This window comes from Gammaproteobacteria bacterium, assembly GCA_016716465.1.
Taxonomy (GTDB): Bacteria; Pseudomonadota; Gammaproteobacteria; order SZUA-140; family SZUA-140; genus JADJWH01.
Window position 1 is genome coordinate 238,216 of the sequence record JADJWH010000001.1, and the last position, 21,795, is coordinate 260,010.

15 protein-coding genes are annotated in these 21,795 nt (G+C 66.1%); 7 read left to right on the plus strand and 8 right to left on the minus strand.

The window, feature by feature from the left end; translation table 11 throughout:
* Positions 1-3 precede the first annotated feature (3 nt).
* Genes pstA through phoU form a run of 3 tightly spaced genes read left to right on the plus strand, consistent with a single transcriptional unit; the run spans position 4 to position 2,948 of the window.
* Positions 4-1,287, plus strand: a complete 1,284-nt coding sequence (pstA, locus tag IPM20_01210) for a phosphate ABC transporter permease PstA (protein ID MBK9130251.1) — start codon at positions 4-6, stop codon at positions 1,285-1,287.
* A 28-nt stretch (positions 1,288-1,315) separates the two neighbouring features.
* Entirely contained in the window at positions 1,316-2,203 is an 888-nt protein-coding gene (locus tag IPM20_01215) for a phosphate ABC transporter ATP-binding protein (protein ID MBK9130252.1), read from the plus strand.
* A 49-nt stretch (positions 2,204-2,252) separates the two neighbouring features.
* Positions 2,253-2,948 carry a phosphate signaling complex protein PhoU gene (gene phoU, locus IPM20_01220; GenBank protein ID MBK9130253.1) on the plus strand — a complete coding sequence of 232 codons (696 nt, stop codon included), beginning with the start codon at positions 2,253-2,255 and terminating at the stop codon, positions 2,946-2,948.
* A 28-nt stretch (positions 2,949-2,976) separates the two neighbouring features.
* Here the strand turns inward: phoU and IPM20_01225 are convergent, their stop codons facing one another.
* From IPM20_01225 to IPM20_01240, 4 genes are read right to left on the minus strand one after another with little or no spacing between them, the layout of a single operon-like run.
* Positions 2,977-6,759, minus strand: coding sequence for a translocation/assembly module TamB domain-containing protein (locus tag IPM20_01225; GenBank protein ID MBK9130254.1), 3,783 nt, complete (start codon positions 6,757-6,759; stop codon positions 2,977-2,979).
* Complete coding sequence (locus tag IPM20_01230) at positions 6,756-8,492, minus strand: outer membrane protein assembly factor (GenBank protein ID MBK9130255.1); 1,737 nt, start codon at positions 8,490-8,492, stop codon at positions 6,756-6,758. Before IPM20_01230 ends, IPM20_01225 begins: the two co-directional genes overlap by 4 nt.
* Positions 8,493-8,520: 28 nt before the next feature.
* Positions 8,521-8,724, minus strand: coding sequence for a DUF1049 domain-containing protein (locus IPM20_01235; GenBank protein ID MBK9130256.1), 204 nt, complete (start codon positions 8,722-8,724; stop codon positions 8,521-8,523).
* A 27-nt stretch (positions 8,725-8,751) separates the two neighbouring features.
* A complete protein-coding gene (locus tag IPM20_01240; GenBank protein ID MBK9130257.1) occupies positions 8,752-10,608 on the minus strand; it encodes a sodium:proton antiporter in 1,857 nt (618 codons plus the stop codon).
* A 185-nt stretch (positions 10,609-10,793) separates the two neighbouring features.
* Here IPM20_01240 and IPM20_01245 point away from each other — a divergent pair, with 185 nt between their 5' ends.
* The 3 genes from IPM20_01245 (at position 10,794) to IPM20_01255 (ending at position 15,110) form a co-directional block, all read left to right on the plus strand.
* Positions 10,794-11,810: a sodium:calcium antiporter gene (locus tag IPM20_01245; GenBank protein ID MBK9130258.1), complete on the plus strand. Its 1,017-nt coding sequence runs from the start codon at positions 10,794-10,796 to the stop codon at positions 11,808-11,810.
* 37 nt (positions 11,811-11,847) lie between these two features.
* Positions 11,848-14,541, plus strand: a complete 2,694-nt coding sequence (locus tag IPM20_01250) for an HAD-IC family P-type ATPase (GenBank protein ID MBK9130259.1) — start codon at positions 11,848-11,850, stop codon at positions 14,539-14,541.
* Between the two features lie 122 nt (positions 14,542-14,663).
* Positions 14,664-15,110, plus strand: coding sequence for a CBS domain-containing protein (locus IPM20_01255; protein MBK9130260.1), 447 nt, complete (start codon positions 14,664-14,666; stop codon positions 15,108-15,110).
* An 11-nt stretch (positions 15,111-15,121) separates the two neighbouring features.
* On the opposite strand, the gene IPM20_01260 is transcribed toward IPM20_01255, so the two are convergent.
* Positions 15,122-15,745, minus strand: a complete 624-nt coding sequence (locus IPM20_01260) for a hypothetical protein (GenBank protein MBK9130261.1) — start codon at positions 15,743-15,745, stop codon at positions 15,122-15,124.
* A gap of 415 nt (positions 15,746-16,160) precedes the next feature.
* Here IPM20_01260 and IPM20_01265 point away from each other — a divergent pair, with 415 nt between their 5' ends.
* The gene (locus IPM20_01265) at positions 16,161-16,415 is read left to right on the plus strand and encodes a hypothetical protein (GenBank protein ID MBK9130262.1); all 255 of its coding nucleotides are present in this window, start codon (positions 16,161-16,163) and stop codon (positions 16,413-16,415) included.
* Between the two features lie 10 nt (positions 16,416-16,425).
* Here IPM20_01265 and IPM20_01270 read toward each other — a convergent pair whose 3' ends face one another.
* Genes IPM20_01270 through IPM20_01280 form a run of 3 tightly spaced genes read right to left on the minus strand, consistent with a single transcriptional unit; the run spans position 16,426 to position 21,122 of the window.
* Positions 16,426-17,928: a SpoVR family protein gene (locus IPM20_01270; protein MBK9130263.1), complete on the minus strand. Its 1,503-nt coding sequence runs from the start codon at positions 17,926-17,928 to the stop codon at positions 16,426-16,428.
* Positions 17,925-19,187, minus strand: a complete 1,263-nt coding sequence (locus IPM20_01275; protein ID MBK9130264.1) for a YeaH/YhbH family protein — start codon at positions 19,185-19,187, stop codon at positions 17,925-17,927. Before IPM20_01275 ends, IPM20_01270 begins: the two co-directional genes overlap by 4 nt.
* Before the next feature lie 12 nt (positions 19,188-19,199).
* Entirely contained in the window at positions 19,200-21,122 is a 1,923-nt protein-coding gene (locus IPM20_01280) for a PrkA family serine protein kinase (protein MBK9130265.1), read from the minus strand.
* Positions 21,123-21,795 lie beyond the last annotated feature (673 nt).

Sequence of the window (21,795 nt, forward strand, 5' to 3'; positions counted from 1 at the left end):
GGGATGGATTCCCGGCGGACCATCGAGATCGTGCGCGCCGGGCTGAAGCGGCGCCAGGCGGCGGAAAAGCGCTTCCGGCTGTACGGAGTGGCGGCAATCGTGCTCGGGCTGGTGTTTCTGTCGGTGCTGTTCGTCAGCATCGTCGGCAACGGCTACACCGCATTCGCGCAGACCTACATCAAGCTGCCGGTGAATTTCGATTCCGCCGTGATCGATCCCGAAGGGACGCACGATCCCGAGGTGCTGGGCGGCGCCGATTACGCCGGTCTGGTCAAGACCTCGCTGCGCGAGATGTTTCCCGCCGTGACCGAGCGCGGCGAACGCCGCGCGCTCTACAGCATCATCAGCAACGGCGCCGGCTTCGAGCTGCGCGACATGGTGCTGGGCGATCCCGGGCTGATCGGGACGCGGCAGGAGGTCTGGCTGGTGGCCGACGACGAGATCGACATGCTGATCAAAGGGCACGTCGACCGCTCGCTTCCCGAACTCGACCGGCGCATCAAGGACGACCAGATCGCCTGGGTCGACCAGCTCGCCGCGGAAGGCCGCGTGGAGAAGCGCTTCAATACCAATTTCTTCCTCGCGGGCGATTCGCGCGATCCGGAGCTGGCCGGCATCCGCGGGGCGCTCGTCGGCTCTTTCTATACCCTGCTTCTGACCCTGCTGCTGTCCTTCCCGATCGGGGTGGCCGCGGCGGTGTACCTGGAGGAATTCGCCCCGCGCAACAGACTCACCGATCTGATCGAGGTCAATATCAACAACCTCGCGGCCGTGCCTTCCATCGTGTTCGGCCTGCTCGGTCTGGCGGTATTCATCAATTTCTTCGGCCTGCCGCGCTCGGCGCCGGTGGTCGGCGCCCTCGTGCTCACGCTGATGACGCTCCCGACCATCATCATCGCCAGTCGCGCCGCGCTGAAGTCGGTGCCACCCTCGATCCGGGAGGCGGCGCTGGGCGTGGGCGCCTCGCCGATGCAGGCCATGTTCTATCACGTGCTGCCGCTCGCCATGCCCGGCATGCTGACCGGCACCATCATCGGCATGGCGCAGGCGCTGGGCGAGACCGCGCCGCTGCTGATGATCGGCATGGTGGCCTTCATCGTGACCATCCCGGGCGGCATATTCGATCCCGCCACGGTACTTCCGGTACAGATCTTTCTCTGGGCCGACAGCCCCGAGCGAGGCTTCGTCGAGCGCACCTCGGCGGCCATCATGGTGCTGCTCGCGTTTCTGATTGTGATGAACGCTATCGCCGTCGTCCTGCGCAAGCGGTTCGAGCGCAGATGGTGATCATGTTTACCTGCAAGGGGGCTGGGCTATGTCATCTGTGGATACGGTCGAGGAAGCGGTACAATTGGAGCGGGTCAACGTAAGAAAAGCGGCGAAGGGCATGGATTCACTGACTACGAAGCGGGAACAGCGGGAGACCGTCGGCGAAGTGCGGGTGGAGGATCCGCGCGTCCGCTGCAACGACATCAACGTCTACTACGGCGAGAAGCATGCCGTCATGGGCGTCAATCTCGACATCGGCCGCAATGAGGTGATCGCGATGATCGGCCCCTCGGGGTGCGGGAAGTCGACCTTCCTGCGTTGCCTCAACCGCATGAACGACACCATCGTGGGCTGCCGCGTCACCGGCCAGATCTTCATGGACGAACAGGACATCAATGCCACCGGGATCGACGTCGTGCCGCTGCGGGCGACGGTCGGCATGGTGTTCCAGAAGCCGAATCCGTTTCCGAAGTCGATCTGGGAAAACGTGGCCTTCGGGCCGCGTATCCACGGGCTCGCGCAGAACAAGGCCGAACTCGAGGAGATGGTGGTCACCAGCCTGCAGCGCGCCGGTCTGTGGGAGGAGGTGAAGGACCGGCTCGAACAGCCCGGCACGGGCCTGTCCGGCGGTCAGCAGCAGCGCCTCTGCATCGCGCGCACCATCGCGGTCAATCCCGAGGTGATCCTGATGGACGAGCCCTGTTCGGCGCTCGACCCGATCGCGACCGCGGTGATCGAGGACCTGATCGACGAGTTGCGCGAACTCTATTCCATCGTCATCGTCACCCACTCGATGCAGCAGGCCGCGCGCGTTTCGCAGCGCACCGCCTATTTCCATCTGGGCAACCTGATCGAGGTGGGCGAGACCACGCAGATCTTCACCAACCCGGTGCACAAGCTCACTGAGGATTACATCACGGGCCGTTTCGGCTGATGGCCGTCGCCGCGCGGATGATCGACCGGTAATGGAACGGAGGCACGTCATGGTGCAATCGCTGGAAGGACATTCGGTGCGCCGTTTCGACGGCGAACTCAACAGCCTCCACACCCAGGTGCTGGAGATCGCCGGCCTGGTGATGGACCAGGCGCGACTGGCCCTGCGCGCGCTGCACGACCGCGACCTCGAGGCCGCGCGCAAGGTCATGCGGCGTGAACGCGACGTCGACACGCTGGAGGTCAAGGTCGACGAACAGATCGTGGCGATGCTGGCGCGGCGCGCGCCGCTCGCGCTCGACCTGCGCATCATCATCTCGTTTTCCAAGATGGTGACCCACCTGGAGCGCATCGGTGACGAGGCGATGCGCATCGCCGACCTGTGCCTCCGCCTGTACCAGACCGGGGTGAAGCTCGACGACAACACGCTGCTGTCCGATGCCTACGCCATGGGGCGGGGCGCGGAACAGTTGCTGTCCGATGCGCTCGGCCTGATCGACACCCTGGACGCCGAACACGCCGATGCAATACTGGCGGACCAGGGCCGCCTGCAGCGCGAGTTCGAGACCGGCCTGCGCCGGCTGGCCAGCCTGGCGCAGGGCGACACCCGCACGGTCGCGCAGGCGATCGACGCCGTGCTCGTCATGAAGGCGCTCGAGCGCATCGGTGACCACGCGCGCAACCTGGCCGAGTACGTCGTTTACATCGTGCGCGGCACCGACGTGCGGCACCAGCAGAACCTCTAGGCCGTCCCGACCCCGCGTCGGGCCCGCTTCAGCGCTCGAAGCTGTAGATCAGGTCGGCGCCCGCGCCCGAGCGCGTCCCGCTTTCGGTTTCCAGGGTCCACTTTTCGCTCAGCTTGTACCTAACCTGGAAGGCCGCGGTGTTTTCCACCAGTCCCTGGATGTAGCGCACGTACAGCCGCGGCGACAGCGATTTTCCCAGCACCAGCGCGGTGTCGGTGGAGGTCTCGCCGGCCTCGATGCTGACCTCGCTCAGATCGAACAGGCCGCCGAGGCGGGTCGCGAGCGCCTCGCCGCCGACCAGTGCGAGCGAGGTCGCCGCCTGGTACAGCGCGCGTCCCTCCGTTGTTGAGGCCTGGTCGAGCGGGCGACCGAGGACGAGATACGACAGCACGTCGCCGTCGTCCATCGCGGGATCGGAGAACAGGCGCACCAGCGGCTGTTCCGCCGTTCCCGTCACGCGCACGCCGACCTTGATGTCATCGCCGCGCTGGCGCGCGGCAATGATGTCGAGCCCCGGATTGTCGATCGGACCGCCGGCATACAGCGCGCGTCCCTGTTCGATGTTCAGGTTCTGGCCGTAGGCGCGGTAGCGGCCCTCGACGAAGTGGATCTCGCCCTGGCCGTTGATGTCGTTCGGCGCGTTCATCAGCACGTGCAGGCGTCCGGCCAGGCGGCCCTCCAGGCCCTTGCCCGAGACCTTCACGTCATCGCCGAGGATGACGAGGAGTTCGCCATGCACGCGCGGGCCCGCTGACGTCCCGGAATCCTCCCGGCCGACGATGACCACGTCGTCGGAGACCTGTGTCGCGGGTTCCGTCATGAAAGGTTCGATGCGCGCCGCGGGAATGGTGAGCGTCCCGCTGAAGGCGAGGTCGCCGGGCGTTGCGCGCAGCGTGAGGGCGGGCGAGGCGGTGACCTCCGCCGACGGCAGCCGCACGATCTCGACGTGTTCGCCATTCAAGGTGAGCATGCCGTCCCATGAAGCGCGGTCATGCACCGTGCCGTTGCCCTCGATCCGGAGTTTTCCCTCGCCCGAGGTCAGCGCGCCATCGAGCTGCCAGCGGTTCTGCGCCGCCTGCAGGCGCAGATTCAGATCGCGCAGCCTGAGGCCGAGACGGGCGACGGCGAGCGTCGCGAGTTCGGCATCGATCTCTCCATCGATGCGCGGATCCTCGAGGGTGCCCGACAGCGTGATGCCCGCCTGCACATGGCCCTGGCCCGGCAGCAGGTCGGGCATCAGCAGCGTGATCGGACTCAGGTCGTTCAGGGCGAGCTCGACGCGGCCGGTAAAGGGTTGCGCCGGCGAGAACGGCGTTTCGGCGATGTACCACTCCGGCACGCGCGCGGTCGCCTCGACATGGGTGCCGTCGGTCACGTCGATGCGCAGCCGGGCGCCCAGGTCGTCGCCTTCACGGCCGATGTCGAGCGCCGCCGTCCGATAGGCCAGGGTATGCTGCGGCTCACCGGGTGCTTCATCCGGCAGGGAATACCTCAGTGTGCCGCCGGAGATCCCGGCGTGCGCCTCCAGCGTGCGCACGCGTCCCTCGGCATAGTCCAGTTGCAGCTTCCCTGTGGCACTGCCGCCCAGTTGCGCGCCGGCGGAGGGCAGCAGCGGGGAGAGCTCCGCGAGATCCAGGTCGCGCCAGTTCAGTTCGCCCTGCAGCCGGTCTCCGGCGGGGACGCCCGAGCCCGACAGGCAGAGCCGCGCCGCATCCCGGCGCCAGCACCAGTCCTGCATGGCAAAGGACTCCGGCGAGAGCGTCAGGTCGGTCGCGGTCTCCTGGGTGTAGGTCCCCAGTCTGCCGAGGGTGACGCGCCCGTCGTGCAGACGCGCCTGCCAGCCTTCTTCCCGCAACGTTCCGTCCAGGATCTGTTCGATCCGGTAGCCGGCGCGTTCCGCCGTCAGGCGCAGGGTGTGATCACGCGTGCCGCCGTCGGCATCGAGCGTGATACGGCCGCCGGACCATTCACGCGCGCCTGCGCCGGTGGCCCGCGCACGCAGATTCCAGCGTCCGGCGGGCGCCAGGTCGATGTCGGCATCGATCTGCAGGTCGTCCGCGCGTACGCCGCGGTAGGACAGCCGCTGACCGGTGAGGGCGATGCGTGTGCGCAGCGCGTCGGGCGGGCCGCTGAGGCTTCCCTCCGTGCTCAGGGCGCCGTCGAGGTCGGGATGGAGCGCGGCCAGGGTCGGCGCGCGCAGCTTCCATTCCAGTTGCCATTGCGACCCGAGACGGGCATTGGCGTCGAGCGTCGCGTCGCCGGAGCGCAGGCGCAGATCGTCGACGAACAGTTCACCCCCGCGTACGGTCAGGCGGCCGTTCAGCGCGAGCGGGTAGCCACGCAGCGTGCCATTAATGCTGTCGATATCGAGTCCGACCGTCAATCCGCCGGCGGCGCTTTCACCGCGTACCTGTGCCTCGACATCGAGTCGGCCGTCGAAGCCCGCCCGATAGGCGGCCGGATTGACGTCCTTGCCCGTGAGCGCGGCATCCCAGCCCAATGCGGGTGACCACGCCAGTGCGCCGTGTCCGGTCCAGGCGCCGTCCAGCCAGGCACCGGAGAGATCCGTGACGTTGACGCCGGCGCGGTCCCCGCGGCCGGCGAGCATGATGTCGAGCGCCGGCACCTGCGGCGGGACCAGCGCGCCGTTCAGGGTGAAGGCGTAGTCATCCGGTGTGCCGGCGGCGTGCAGCGTGCCGCGTGGACTGGAGACGAGGGTACGATCACCCGCCGGCGGCCAGGCGAGGTTGCGCCAGCGCGCATCGAGGGTGAAATCACCCGGCGCGCCGTCCGCGAGGCGGAGTGCCGCGTTGCCGTCCAGTTCCGCCGTACCCTCGAGCGCTGTGATGCGGAAGCGGGGGAATTCCCACCGCTCACCCTGTCGCGCCAGTTCCAGGTTGAGCGCCCAGTTCCCGTATCGGGCATCGCGCCAGGTGAATTCGCCGTCGGCCTTGAGCGTTTCCGCGTCGCCCTCCGCCTGTACGGTGAGCCCGTCGATCCGGCCGGGCGGCGCCCGTGGCTGCAATGCGGATGGCGTGAACGGTTCGGCGGTCGCGCGCACCTGCCAGTGCGGGGCGGCGCCTTCGCCGAGACCGGTGTCGATGCGCGCGGAGGCGCCGAGGTCGAGCGGTTCTGTCAGGTGGAGTTCGGCGTTGATCTGGCGCCAGGTCCCCCCGAGCGTGGCGTCGCCCGCCACGGTAAGGTCCTGGATGGCGGCCTCTCCCTGCGCGGACAGGCGCAGGGGCGCGCGCGTATTGAGCGGCAGTTCCCCGTCGAGTTGCAGATGCAGTTGCGGTGCCGCGATGCGCAGACCGGACAGGCGCACACCGGGACCCTCGGCATGGAGGACGGTCTCCAGGCTGTCGATGGCGATCGCTTCCCGCTCCGGCAGCGACAGCGTCACGCGACCGCTGGTGAGCCGTTTGATTTCGACCGGCACGGGTACCCGGATGTCGAATGCGCCGCGCGGGTCCGTGGTGTCGGGGCCGGGTTTGACCGTGGCTTCGATCGTCCCGAATTCGAGCGCGTCGATGACGAGGCGGCCGTCGAACAGGCGCCCGGGCCTCCAGCGCAAGGTGATGCGATCGATGTGCAGGCGGATGGCGGCGTTTTCATAGCGCAGTCCCGTCAGCGTCAGGGGACCGGCGAGCCGGCCGTCGAACGCGTCCACCGTCAACTGGCCCGGCGTCAGCCGCTGGATCTGATCGAAGGTCCAGCGCAGTCCGGACCCGGTATACAGCAGCACGATCGCCCCCGTCGCCAGCACGGCGATCAGCGCGAGCGTAATGATCGCCGGCAGCACGCGCCTCACAGGTCCGGTCCCACGGTCAGGTGGAGGCGCCACGGATTGCCCGCCTTGTCGAGCGCCTGGGCGAGATCGACGCGGATGGCGCCGATCGGCGAGCGCCAGCGCAGACCGAAGCCGGCGCCGCGCTCGACGTTGAAGTCGCCGATGTCGAAGGCGTTGCCGGCGTCCAGAAAGACAGCGAGACCGAAATTGCCGCGGATTTCCTGCTCCACCTCGACGCTGCCGACCAGCAGGTGCTTGCCGCCGATGACCTCGCCTTCCGCGTTGGTCGGTCCGAGCGAATTGTAGGCGTAGCCGCGGATGCTCTGGTCGCCGCCCGCGAGGAAGCGCTGCGAGGCGGGCAGGTCGGTGAATTCCGGCGTGAGCGTCCCGCCGGCCGTGCCGCGCAGGAGCAGGCGCGAGTGCTCGCGGAGGGCATGGATGTATTTGGCGTCGCTGCGTGTCTGCAGGAACGAGGTGTCGGAGAACAGCTCATCGTAGGCGCCGCGGAATTCGATGCTGAACAGCCAGCCTTCGCGCGCCTGGATGCGGTCCGCGGTGCTCGCGCGTTCCCAGCTGACGCGCGGGATGAGCAGGGTGGAATCGTCCTCGTTTCCGAGGCGGTAACGCTCGAGCTCGTAACTGAGGCCGACGCCGCGCAGCCAGTGCCCCTTCTGCTCGGTCAGGTCGACGCCGGTCGATGTCGTGAAGCGCTGCACCGTGTCGGTGTTTTCCTCGATCCAGGAGACATGGTAGGCGAGGGAGTCTGTCGCCGGCCGCTGCAGCGGTATCCGGTAACGCGCGGTCGCGCTGGCGTCGATTTCCGACCGGCGCAGGACGAAGTCATAACGATGACCGGAGGAGTTCGCGCGACGCTTCTCGTAGCCGAGCATGCCGCGTGCCCCGGTGTCGGTGGCGTAGCCGATACCGGCGGAGTAGCGCGCGGGCTTGCGCGCAGTCAGTTCGATGCGGATCGGGATGCGGTGTTCCGCCGCCTGATCGGTCAGGCTGACGACCTCGGCGTCCTCGAAATAGTCGCTGTTGGCGAGAGCGCGGCGCAGCTCGAGCAGCTTGGCGGCATCGTACGGGTCTCCGCTGTCGAAGGGCAGGTAGCCGCGCAGCAGGGACTCGTCGAAGTCCTGCTGCACGAAGCTGATGTCGCCGAAGACATAGCGCGGTCCTGTTTCGTAATTTACGACGATCGAGGCGCGATAGTGTTCGAGATCAATGAGAATGCGGTGTTCTAGCAGCTTTCCCTCGATAAAGCCGCGCTCGCGCGCGAGCCTCAGCAGTTCCTGCTTGGCGTCTTCATACTCCTTGTGCAGCGGGATATTGTTTTCGCGCAGCGGATAGTTGTCGCGCCAGCGTTGCAGCTCCGGATCGGAGGCGCCCGCGCCAGAGAGGGTGATGGTGACCTCGTCCAGCCGGATGGGCTCGCCCGGATCGATCGCGTAGCGCGCGTGCCAGCCCTGTTCGGTTCGGGTCAGGCTGCTGTCGACGCGGGCGCGGTAATAGCCGAACGGCTCCAGCGCCTGCCGGATCTCGCCATCGGCGCGCTGGTGCAGGCGCCGGATCAGGGCGTCGCCGAGCAGCGGGTGCTCGCGCTGCTGATACAGTTCGAGGTTGGCGCGCACGTTTTCGAGCGGATCGCCGGCCACGCCGGTGATCTCGATCTCGAGCCGTGGCGTTTCGGCCGCCATGGCGGCGGTGGACAACAGTAGCAATATGCCGAGGATGAGATGGCGGCGGCCTGACATGGCGTGCAAACGTCGGAGTAGTGGCGGTTCAGCGGGCCTTCCTGTTCGCAAAATAGGCGTGCAGGAACCAGCCGGCCGTGATGCCGATGCCGAGCAGCAGGAACATCATGAGGGAGCGCGACATCGCCAGCGTCCAGAACAGGAAACGGAGCTCGGTCACGGCGGTGTTCTGGACGATGAAGACGACGACGATAAGGATCAGGGCCAGGCTGACGGCGAGTTTGGCGTTCATGACGTTCCCTCGTGGAGGCGATAGGGTCTATTCTATCCCCTGGGGCCGCTTTTCTGAATCGCCATCCGCGGACTTTTCCTGTGCTGTGGCGTCGGGCTGGGCGAGGCTGAAGATGGTCCAGCCGGCAGAGGGTTTCACCTCGTCGTCGGTGGTGAACAGATGGATGTTTTCGCGCGCATCCAGCGCGAACAGCGGCAGGAAGTTCCCGCCGTACTGTTCATGCAGGGCGGTGTACCCGAATTTCTCCGTCAGCGGCGTGCGCCGGATCACCGCGCCGCCGGCGATGAGGGCGGACAGCCTGGTGTAGTCCATGTCGGTACTGAACAGGGTTCGGCTGAATCTGCCCACGGTGTGTTTTCCCTCGGCGCCGCTCTTGGCGCCGGAGGCATACGGCGCCAATCCGAAGATATGCGCGGGGCCGAATTCCGGTCGGTAGCGCAAGGCCGCCAGGGCGTTGATCTCGTCGCGCGAGGACAAGGCGAGCAGACCCCCGATGCCGACCAGGTCGAGGTGGCGATCGGCGTATTCCGATACCGGGTTGCCGTAGAAGGTTTCCAGGTTGTCCATACGGGCGGCGCGGATGTTGTTCCAGTTCGTGCCGATCAGCAGCACGCGCAGACCCGCTTCCTTCAGGCCCTGTGCAATGGCACGGGCGACCTGATTCACGCCCACGATGAGATAGCCGCGCGGTTCCGGTTCCGCCACCCCGAGCAGGCGCGCGAGGGGGCGTGCCGTCGCGCTCTGCAGGACGACGGTGCCGATGATCACCAGGAAAGTGAGCGGCACCAGCAGGGCCGCCTGGGCGCTGCCGTGTTGCTCCAGGCGGAGGGCGAACAGGGCGGATACCGCGGCCGCGACAATACCGCGCGGCGCGATCCACGCCAGCAGCGCCCGCGCGCGCCAGTCGAGCGTGGAACCCCAGGTGGAAATCAGCACCTTGAGCGGGCGGGCGACGAACTGCATGACCAGGAAGACCCAGATGGCCGACCAGCCGAGTTGTTCGAACTGGGAAAATTCGATGCGGGCGGCGAGGAGGATGAAGAGCACGGAGATCAGCAGCAGGCTCAGCGTCTCCTTGAAGTCCAGGATCTCGTCGACCGGGACGTTCTTCATGTTGGCGAGCCAGATGCCCATTACGGTGACCGTGAGCAGGCCGGATTCCTCCGCCAGCAGATTGGATATCGCGTACAGACCGAGCAGGATGGCGAGCGTGGCGATGTTGTGCAGGTATTCCGGCAGCAGCCGCCGACGCAGGATGACCCCGAGGAAATATCCCCCGGCCGCCCCCAGGGCCAGCCCGGTGGCCACGGTCTTCCCGAACACGAACAGGGTGTTCCCGATCGCGGTACCGCCGCTGCCGGAGATGATGAATTCGAATACCAGCACGGCGAGCAGGGCGCCGATCGGATCAATGAGGATACCTTCCCAGCGCAGGATATTGGCGATGTCGGCCTTGGGGCGCACGGTACGCAGCATCGGTACGATCACGGTGGGCCCGGTGACGACCATGATCGCGCCGAACAGGAAGGCCATCGGCCAGGAGAACCCGACCACCGTGTGGGCGGCGACGGCGGTCACGCCCCAGGTCACCAGCACGCCCACCGTGACCATGCGGCGCACGACGTTCTCGGTGCCACGGATCTCCTCGAACCTGAGCGTCAGACTGCCCTCGAACAGGATGACGGCAACCGCGAGGCTGACGAAGGGGAACAGCAGGTCGCCGAACAGGGCAGCCGGATCGATCCAGTGCAGCAGCGGACCCGCCGCCATGCCGGCGAGCAGCAGGAACAGGATGGCCGGCAGCCTGAGCCACCATGCCAGCGTCTGACACAGCAGCGCGAGCACGCCGATGCCCGCGATCAGAAGCATGGTATGTTCGCTCATGGGCTGTTCCCCGTCGGAGTTGGGCCGGGCTTCGTCAGTGTGTCAAGAAATCCCACCGCGTTGCAATCGGGTTGCGCGCGAAGATACCGTTTGAATGAATCCCGGAACTCGGCTAAGGTTTCCCCATCCCGGAAGACGCCGATGGTCGGGCGTGGTCCCGGCCTTGAGGCTTTTCAACTGCAGGGATGTGCTCGACGATGACCGTGTGGCTTCAATTCGCGCTCTGTCTGGTCCTGATCGCGGTCGCCGGACATCGCCTGTCCCTGTACGGGGACATGATCGGAGAAAAGCTGAACCTGTCCCGGTCCTGGGTCGGCGTGGTGATGGTGGCCTCGGTCACCTCGCTGCCCGAGCTGGTGACCGGCCTGAGCGCGGTCACCGTCGCCGGCGTGCCGGACATCGCCGCCGGCGATGTGCTCGGCTCCTGCGTCTTCAACCTGCTGCTGATCGTCATCCTGGACTTCCTGCATCGGGAGGAGTCGGTCTATACCCGCGCGCGCGTCGGTCACGTGCTCTCGGCCGGCTTCGGCGTCATCCTGATCGGGTTCGCGGGTATCAACCTGCTGCTGGCGCACAATGGCATCGAGCCCGCCCTCGGGCATGTCGGACTGTACACGCCGGCCATCCTGCTGATCTACGCCCTCGCCATGCGCACCGTCTTCCGTTACGAGCAGATCCAGGATCTGCCGGTGGTCGACGAGAAGGACAGGCGGTACCGGAATACCACGCTCCGGCATGCGGTGGCCGGCTACACGCTGGCCTCGGTCGTGGTGGTGGCGGCCGGCGTCTGGCTGCCGTTCGTGGGCAAGGCCATCGCGGAGACGATGGGCTGGGGGGAGAGCTTCGTCGGCACACTGTTCATCGCCGCCGTCACCTCGCTGCCCGAGGCGGCGGTCTCCATCGCCGCCGTGCGCCTCGGCGCGCTGGACATGGCCATGGGCAACCTGTTCGGCAGCAATCTGTTCAACATGGCCATCCTGGCCGTCGACGACATCGCCTTCCTGCCGGGTCCGCTGCTGTCGGGAGTCTCCCCGGTGCACGCGGTCTCGGCCCTGTCCGCCATGATGATGAGCGGCATCGCGATCGTCGGCCTGTTCTACCGGCCGCGGCGGCGCGTCTTCCGGACGGTGGGCTGGGCCAGCCTGTTCCTGCTGGCGGTCTATCTGGTCAACAGCTACGCGCTCTATCTCTATGGAAGCTGAAGCGGGGGATGACGTACGCCCGGCGGGTTCCGGGGCGATGGCTTGGCACGCGCTGACGGCGGAGGAGGCCCTGCGGCGGCAGGCCGTCGCCGCGGAACGGGGGCTCGGCGCGGAGGATCTGGCCCGGCGTCGCGCCGAGTGCGGGCCGAACGCGCTGCCGGAGGCGGAGCGGCGTTCGGTGATCCGGCTGGTACTGCGCCAGTTCCAGAGCCCGCTGATCTACATCCTGTTCATCGCCGCGCTGCTGGCCATGTTCCTGGGCAAGCAGGGCGACGCGGTGGTGATCCTGATCGTGGTGGCGGTCAACGCCCTGATCGGGAGCCTCCAGGAAGGGCGCGCGGAGCGTTCGATGGCGGCGCTGCACCGCCTGTCCACGCTGCGCGCGCGCGTGCTGCGCGACGGCGCGGAGCGACTGATCGAGGCGCGCGATCTGGTGCCGGGCGATGTGCTGCTGCTCGCCGCGGGCGATGCCGTCGGGGCGGACGCGCGCCTGGTCGAGGCCGCCGCGCTGGAGATCGGCGAGGCGGCCCTGACCGGCGAATCGCTGCCGGTGGCCAAGCAGGCGGGCGCGCTGCCGGAGGACACCCTGCTCGCCGACCGCGTCAACATGGTCTATTCCGGCACCCACGTCACCGCCGGCCGTGCGCGCGCGGTGGTGGTGGCCACGGGACCCGCGACCGAGGTGGGCAAGATCGCGCGCCTGACCGCGACGGCCGAGGAGCCCAAGACGCCGCTGGAGCTGCGCATCGCTCAGTTCGGCCGTTATCTGGTCGCCGCCGCGCTGGGCATGTTCGTGCTGGTGCTGGGCCTGGGGCTCGCACGCGGGCTGTCCTTCATCGATATCTTCATGGTGGCGATCAGCCAGATGGTCTCCATGGTGCCGGAGGGCCTGCCGGTGGCGATGACCATCGCGCTGGCCGTCGGCATGCAGCGCATGGCCGCGCGCGGCGCCATCGTGCGCCGGCTGGCGGCGGTGGAGACGCTGGGGTCCACCTCGGTGATCTGCAGCGACAAGACCGGGACGCTGACGCGCAACGAGATGACCGTGACCGCGCTGTGGTTGCCCGGCGAGCGGAATATCACGGTCGACGGCGTCGGCTATCAGCCCGAAGGCCTGCTGCGGGAGGACGGGCGCGCCATGCGCGCGGAGGATCCCGCGGTGACGGCCCTGCTCGAGGCCGTGGTCCTGTGCAACGATGCCCGCCTGGTGCCGCCGGACAGCGAGGATTCCCGCTGGCGTCCGCTCGGCGATCCCACCGAGGTGGCGCTGCTGACCCTGGCGCTGAAGGGCGCGGTCGATCCGGAGGCGCTGAACCGCGACTGGCCGCGCTGGGGCGAGTTGCCCTTCGATTCCGGCGTCAAGATGATGGCCACCGGACACGGTCACGTGGCAGGCCATCGCCGGGTGCTCATCAAGGGGGCGCCGGAGGCGGTGCTGGAGTTGTGCGGGCTGGGTCGGCAAGGGACGGGCGCCATGCCCCTGAACGCCGAAGACCGGGCGCAGGCGCTTGCGGCGGCCGAGGCGATGGCTGGCCGGGCCTTGCGTGTGCTGGCCGTGGCTGATGTGGCTGATTCCGGGCTGGATGACGGCGGCGGCTTCGCGCAGTTCCGCGGACGCGCCGTCCTGCTGGGCCTGGTGGGACAGATGGATCCGCCGCGCGAGGAGGTGAAGTCGGCGGTCGCGGAATGCCAGGCGGCCGGCATCCGTCCGGTGATGGTGACCGGCGACCACAAGGCCACCGGGCTTGCCATCGCCCGCCTGCTCGGCATCGCGCGCGCGGGTGACCATGCCGTCGACGGCCGCGAACTGGAGCGCATGCCCGAGCCGGAGCTGCGCGACGGGCTGGAGCGCATCGCGGTGTTCGCCCGCGTGCACCCGGCGCAGAAGCTGCGCATCATCGAGGCCTTCCAGGCGCGAGGCAACGTGGTGGCCATGACCGGCGACGGCGTGAACGACGCGCCCGCGCTGGCGCGCGCCGACGTCGGCGTCGCGATGGGCCTCACCGGCACCGACGTCGCCAAGGGCGCCGCCAAGATCATCATCACCGACGACAACTTCGCCACCATCGTCAAGGCGGTGGAGGAGGGGCGTCTCGTCTATCGCAACCTGAAGAAGGTCATCCTCTATCTGTTCGCCACCTCGATGGCCGAGATCGCGGTGCTGATGTGCGCCCTGCTGCTGGGCTACCCGCTGCCGCTCGCGGCGGTGCAGATCCTGTGGATCAATATCGTCACCGAGGGCACCGTGACGGTGAACCTGATCATGGAGCCGCCGGAGGGCGACGAGATGCGGCGGCGGCCGATGTCGCTCGCCGAGCCGCTGCTCGGCCGCCGGCTGTTGCGGCGGGTGGCGCTGATGACGCCCGCGATGGCGCTGTCGACCTTCGGCTTTTTCGTCTGGCGCCTGTCGACCGGTGCCCCGTTCGAACTGGTGCAGACCGAGACCTTTACCGTGCTGGCCATGTGCCAGTGGTTCAACGTGCTCAACTGCGAGTCCGAGACCCGCTCGACGCTGCGTCTCGGCGTGCTGCGCAACCGCTGGCTGATGGGCGGCCTCGCCCTGGGTATCCTGTTGCAGTTCGCGGTGATTTACGCCCCGCCGCTGAACGAGTCGTTCCACACCGTGCCGATCCCGCCGGCCGATCTGCTGCTCATCGCGGCCTGCGCCAGCCTGGTGCTGTGGCTGGAGGAGATCCGCAAGCTGATCGCCCGCCGCCGGGCGGATGCCTGACGCCGCGGCGGGAGAATCCGTCAGCCCCCGCGTTGGACGCCGCGACGTTTGGCGTTATAGTGACGGACGTATGCGCCGGCGGACAGCGGCGTCGCGCCGGCGAATCCCAGGGAGGATACCCCATGACCGTCGGGAGGATTTGCAACCGGGATGTCGTCGTGACGCGGGCGGAGGATTCCATCCACTCCCTCGCGCAGCTGATGCGGGAATATCATGTCGGCGACGTGGTGGTGGTCGAGGATCGCGACGGGGTGCGGACGCCGGTCGGGATCGTGACCGACCGTGACGTGGTGACGGAAGTCATCGCCGCCGGCGTGGCGCCCGACGCGCTCAGCGTCGGCGATATCATGAGCTTCGAGCTCATCACCGCGTACGAGGAAGACAGCCTGTGGGACACCCTGCAGCGCATGCGCGTGAACGCGGTGCGTCGCGTGCCGGTGATCGACGAACAGGGCGCCCTGGTCGGGATTCTCACGCTGGACGACCTGCTCGAACTGCTGTCCGGCGAGCTGGTGGATCTGGCCCGGGTGGCCAACCGCCAGCGCGATCTCAGGCCGCACCCGGCGTGACGCGCCGGACCTCAGAACGTATAGCCGATTCCCAGCGATATCACCGGCCAGTACTTGAAGTCCTTGAGATCGTCGTTGAGGCTGGCCTGCTCCTGCGCCAGGTCGTCGGGCGACACTCCCGGGGCGGACAGCGTCGCCTTCGGCGAGCCGTGTATCATCACGCCGAGATCGAGGCTCATGCCGAATCCATTCCTTGAGGAAGGCACGCCGCCCCAGCCAAGCCCGACATAGGTGGACGACTTGTCGAAGCTGATGTCGCTGGTCGCGGTGGTGTTGTAGGTCCCGTCACCGATATCGAGAGCGCCGGAAGCCTTGCCGGAGAGTTTGTTGTCGTTGCTGACGACGCCGCCGGTGAGGCGGAAGCCGCCACCGAACACGTACCAGTCGATCAGGATCGGCAGGGTGTCGAAGTCCATGCCATAGCTGTAATCGATGCCGGCATCCTCTTTGTCGAAGTCATAGCTGCCGGTGTTGATCCCCGTATGCAGGCCGAGATAGTCGTTGAAGCGATAACCGATCTCCACACCATAACCGAGAGTTCCAATCTTTGCGTCCACTCCGAAGCCGTCGGCATGAGACGTGGAGGCCAGGACCATCGCGGCGGCCGCGCCCGCCAGCATCAATCGTGTTTTCATCCGAATCGATCTCCTGTTGAAATAGAGGTGGACAACCCTGGACCTCCCTGGCCTGAACCTTGGGAGGCTGGCAACAACCCTTGCATCGTTATCGGCAGCTCATACGGTTATGGGAGCAATTACAGGGTTTTCCGCCGCTGTGGATGACTGGGAGCGCGGATCGGGCTGGGCCCGACGCGATTGCCATATAAGCGCAGCAGTATTCAGGGGTGCTTTCGCGAATACACGAACGACAGGTCTTGCGCGCTGATTCGGCAATCGTTATACCGCGAAACCCGGCGCGGGATTTTACCGCAAATTCGCCACCCAGTTCCGTTCTCAGGGTGCAGGATTGCGCGCGGCGGCCGTTGTAGACGAGGCGGCGCCCGGCTCAGAGTTGAGTCCGAGGTCCCGCCACCAGACACGGCGCGCACATATGAGCCTGAAAACATTTGTATTCTGCGATCTGTGCAACCCCCTGTGCATCCATCAGGTGGATCGCCGCGAACAGGGGCGGGAAGGCGGCGCGGCGGCCGGACGGCGCTTTACCGACAATTACAGCTGGGTCGAGGGCGAGCCGGATGAGATCGCGGACTCCGGCTGGATCGTGACGTCGAACAACAAGCACATCTGTCCGCGCTGCTACGCCCGCCACAAGGACGCGGTCTTCTCCCTCTCGTGCAGGGGCTGAGTGCCCGGCCTCAGGCCTGCGGCGCCCGGCATTCCTGCGTCTTGACCACCCGGCCGTCGGCCTCGACGGTCTCGATGCGCACCGTGAACCCCCACAGACGAACCAGGTGCTTCAGCACCTCGTCCGCCGTGTCCGCGTCGAGCGGGCGGCGGCGGTGCTGCAGGTGGCGCAGCGTCAGTGAGCGGTCGCCTTCGCGGTTCACGTTGTAGACCTGGATGTTCGGTTCGCGGTCGCCGATGTTGTACTGGGCGGCCAGGGTCTGCCGCACGTGGCGGTAGCCGTCGTCATTGTGGATCGCGGTGATCTCGAGCCGGCGGCGGCGGTCGTCGTCCAGTACCGTGAACAGCTTCATTTCGCGCATCAGCTTCGGTGACAGGTATTGCGCGATGAAGCTCTCGTCCTTGAAGTTGCGCATGGCGAAATCCAGGGTCTTCAGCCACTCCGAGCCGGCGATGCCGGGGAACCAGCGGCGGTCCTCGTCGGTGGGCGCCTCGCACATGCGGCGGATGTCGCTCATCATGGCGAAACCCAGCGCGTAGGGATTGATGCCGCCGAAATGCGTGCTGTTGTAGGGCGGCTGATAGATCACGTTGGTGTGCGTCTGGAGGATTTCCAGCATGAAACCCTCGTTCACCAGTCCCTCGTCGTAGAGCCGGTTCAGCAGGGTGTAGTGCCAGAACGTGGCCCAGCCCTCGTTCATGACCTGGGTCTGGCGCTGCGGGTAGAAGTACTGCGCGATCTTGCGCACGATGCGCACCAGCTCGCGCTGCCACGGCTGCAGCAGCGGCGCGTTCTTCTCGATGAAATACAGCAGGTTTTCCTGCGGTTCGGCCGGATACAGCCGCTGGGCGGGCCCGTCCTCGCGGCCGCCCTTCTTCGGGATGGTGCGCCACAGGTCGTTGACCTGCGACTGCAGGTAGTCCTCGCGCTCGCGCTGGCGCTGCAGTTCCTCCCGCGCCGACAGCGGCGAGGGCCGCTTGTAGCGGTCGACGCCGTAGTTCATCAGGGCGTGGCAGGAATCCAGGATCAGCTCCACCGCTTCCTCGCCATGGCGCTGCTCGCACTCGGAGACGTAGTTGCGCGCGAACAGCAGGTAATCGATGATCGCGTCCGCGCTGGTCCAGGTGCGGAACAGGTAGTTGCCCTTGAAGAAGGAATTGTGGCCGTAGCTGGCGTGGGCGATCACCAGCGCCTGCATCGCCATCGTGTTCTCTTCCATCAGGTAGGCGATGCAGGGGTTGGAGTTGATGACGATCTCGTAGGCCAGCCCCATGTAGCCGCGGCGGTAGCGCTGTTCCACGCTGAGGAACTGCTTGCCGTAGGACCAATGGTGGTAGCCGACCGGCATGCCGACCGAGGAGTAGGCGTCCATCATCTGCTCGGCGCTGATGACCTCGATCTGATTGGGGTAGGTGTCGAGCCCGAACTGGCCCGCGATGCGGCCGATCTCCTGCGTATAGCGGTCGATCAGGTCGAAGGTCCATTCGGACCCCTCGGACAGATACCGGCTCATGCGGCCGCCTTCTTCTTGAACAGCTTGCGGAAGACCGGGTAGATGTCGGGCAGGCCGTCGATGCGCTGCATGGCGAAGTTCGCGCAGCGCGTCTTGACGTGCAGGTACTCGCGCCACAGGCTCTGGTGCTCGTCCGGCTTGATCTCGATGTAGGCGAAATACTGCAGCAGCGGCATGATCTTCTCGACCAGCAGGTTGCGGCAGAGCGGGGAGTCGTCGTTCCAGTTGTCGCCGTCGGAGGCCTGCGCGGCGTAGATGTTCCACAGCGCGGTCGGATAGCGCTCGGCGATGACCTTGTGCATCAGCTCCAGCGCGCTCGACACCACCGTGCCGCCGGTCTCGCGCGAGTGGAAGAATTCCTCCTCGTCGACCTCCTTGGCGGTGGTGTGGTGGCGGATGAAGACCACCTTGATGCGCTCGTAGGTGCGCGTCAGGAACAGGTAGAGCAGGATGAAGAAGCGCTTGGCGATGTCCTTGCGCTCCTCGTCCATCGAGCCGGAGACGTCCATCAGGCAGAACATCACCGCCTGGGTGGTCGGCCGCGGCAGGCGGATGCGGTTGTTGTAGCGCAGGTCGAAGGTGTCGATGAACGGGATGACGTTGATCCGCGCGCTGACGCGGCGGATCTCCTCCTCCAGTTCGGCGATGCGCGCCGGGGCGGCGCCGCCCTCCGCCCGCAGCCGTTCCAGTTCCTGCTCCAGTTCCTGCAGCCGCCGCTCCTGCGGCGCGCGCAGCGCGATGCGGCGCGACAGCGCGCCTTTCAGCGAGCGGATGACGTTGATGTTGGCCGGGATGCCGGTGCGTGAATAGCCGGCGCGGACCTTCTTGAACTCGACCTGGGTGGCGAGCTGGGTCTTGACCAGATCGGGCAGGGCGAGATCGTCGAAGAAGAATTCGAGGAACTCCTCGCGCGACAGGTTGAAGGCGAAGTCGTCGACGCCTTCGCCGCTGTTGCTGGCCTGGCTGCCGGCGCCGCCGCCCTCCTGCGGGCGCTTGATCTTGTCGCCGGCGACATACTCGGTGTTGCCGGGATAGACGGCCTCGCGTTCGCCGCCGGAGCCGTGGCGGAAGGTCGGCTCGCTGATGTCGCGCGCCGGGATGTTGATCTTCTCGCCCGAGTCGATGTCGGTGATGCTGCGCTCGGTGATCGCATCGGCCACGGCCTCGCGGATCTGCTGGCGAAAACGCCGGATGAACCTGCGCCGGTTGACCGCGCTCTTGTTCTTTCCGTTCAGCCTCCTGTCAATAACCCGGTTCACTCGCCCTCACAGTCAGCTCGACTTGCGCACGCGCAGGTACCATTCGGTCAACAGGCGCACCTGCTTCTCGGTGTAGCCCTTGTTCATCATGCGCTGGACGAAATTCTGGTGCTTGGTCATGTCCTCCTCGGAGGACTTCGGGTTGAACGAGATGACCGGGAGCAGATCCTCGGTGTTGGAGAACATCTTCTTCTCGATCACCTCGCGCAGCTTCTCGTAGCTGGTCCACGGCGGATTCTTGCCGTTGTTCTGCGCGCGGGCGCGCAGCACGAAGTTGACGATCTCGTTGCGGAAGTCCTTCGGATTGCTGATGCCGGCGGGCTTCTCGATCTTCTCCAGTTCCTCGTTCAGCGCCGCGCGGTCGAAGTTCTCGCCGGTGTCGGCGTCGTGGTAATCCTCGTCCTGGATCCAGTAGTCGGCGTACACCACGTAGCGGTCGAAGATGTTCTGGCCGTATTCCGAATACGACTCAAGATAGGCGGTCTGGATCTCCTTGCCGATGAAGTCGACGTACTGCGGCGCCAGGAAGCCCTTGATGTAGGACAGGTACTTCTCCTCGATCTCGGGGGCGTACTGCTCCTGCTCGATCTGCTGTTCGAGGACGTAGAGCAGGTGCACCGGATTGGCCGCCACCTCGCTGTGGTCATAGTTGAACACCTTCGAGAGGATCTTGAAGGCGAAACGGGTGGACAGGCCGGCCATGCCCTCGTCGACGCCGGCGAAGTCGCGGTACTCCTGGTAGGACTTGGCCTTGGGGTCGATGTCCTTGAGGTTCTCGCCGTCGTAGACGCGCATCTTGGAGAAGATGCTGGAATTCTCCGGCTCCTTCAGGCGTGACAGCACGGCGAACTGCGCCATCATGTCCAGGGTGTCGGGCGCGCACGGCGCGTCGCTGAGCGAGCTGTGCTTGATCAGCTTCTCGTAGATCTTGACCTCCTCGGAGGTGCGCAGGCAGTAGGGCACCTTGACGATGTAGATGCGGTCGAGGAAGGCCTCGTTGTTGCGGTTGTTCTTGAAGCTCAGCCACTCGGACTCGTTGGAGTGCGCGAGGATGATGCCGTCGAACGGGATCGCGCCCATGCCCTCGGTGCCGTTGAAGTTGCCTTCCTGGGTGGCGGTGAGCAGCGGGTGCAGCACCTTGATCGGCGCCTTGAACATCTCGACGAACTCGAGCAGTCCCTGGTTGGCGAGGCACAGCCCGCCGGAATAGGAATAGGCGTCGGGGTCGTCCTGCGAGTACTGCTCCAGCTTGCGGATGTCGACCTTGCCGACCAGCGAGGAGATGTCCTGGTTGTTCTCGTCGCCGGGCTCGGTCTTGGCGATGCCGATCTGGTTCAGGATCGACGGCCGCATCTTGACGACGCGGAACTTGCTGATGTCGCCGTTGAACTCGCGCAGGCGCTTCACCGCCCACGGCGACATGATGCTGTTGAGGTAACGCCGGCTGATGCCGTAGTCGTCCTCGAGGATCGGGCCGTCCTCATCGCGCGAGAACAGACCGAGCGGGGATTCGTTCACCGGCGAGCCCTTGATGGCGTAGAACGGCTGCTTCTCCATCAGCGACTTCAGCTTCTCGGCGAGCGAGGACTTGCCGCCGCCGACCGGGCCGAGCAGGTAGAGGATCTGCTTGCGCTCTTCGAGGCCCTGCGCCGCGTGCTTGAAGAAGGAGACGATCTTCTCGATGGTCTCCTCCATCCCGTAGAAATCCTTGAACGCGGGATAGATCTTGATGATCTTGTTGGAGAAGATGCGGCTGAGCTGCGGATCCTTCTTGGTGTCCACCAGCCGCGGTTCCCCGATCGCCATCAGCATGCGCTCGGCGGCGCTGGCGTAGGCGGAGGGGTCGGACTTGCACAGCTCGAGGTACTCCTGAAGGCTGTACTCCTCTTCCCTGGAATCTTCGAAACGGGACTGGTAGTGGTTGAAGATAGTCATAGCAATGCCCTCTCTGAAACTGTACTTCGCTGCTTCTAGAATGGAGCACCCGTAACGATTGCCTCACCTTGAATTCAATGTCTTATTCTATCGCACCGTGTAAGGGTTGATCCTGCCGTCTGTTCATCATCTCCCGCAAACAGGAGAATGCAACGCCTATGCCATATCCTCCGGGCGCGACGTATTACCGCCTGCATCCCCCGATCCGCCGGGACCGGCCGCGCGCATTCACTGTCCGGAGGGGATTTTCTACACGATACACGCTTGCGCGCGGCATTTCTGCTCCAGTATGGAACATCCCGAGTCGCCCGCCGGTGAATTCGCACAGAGGATAAAGAGCCGAGTGCCGGAATATCAGCGCCTGCAAGCGCCTGTCGCGACTGATCTCCTGACATTTCATTAGACCGGATGTCCCGCTTTAGGTTCCTGTCGCGCGCCGGCGATCCAAACAGGTGCGCGTCCGGCATCGCGTCGCGCTCGCGGGCGCTTCTCCGGCGCAGCTCATCGCTATGGGTGATTTACAGCGCGGCGCGGTCTGCGTAGAGTCAGGCCCGGGGGTGGCCGCTGGATCAGGGATGCATGGGTATGTCCATGAAATTCAGCGGGAAATGTGAACCGCTTCGCATCGGGCCGGGCCGTTGCGAGTTTCCGCCGCCGCGGAAAATTCCTTAAT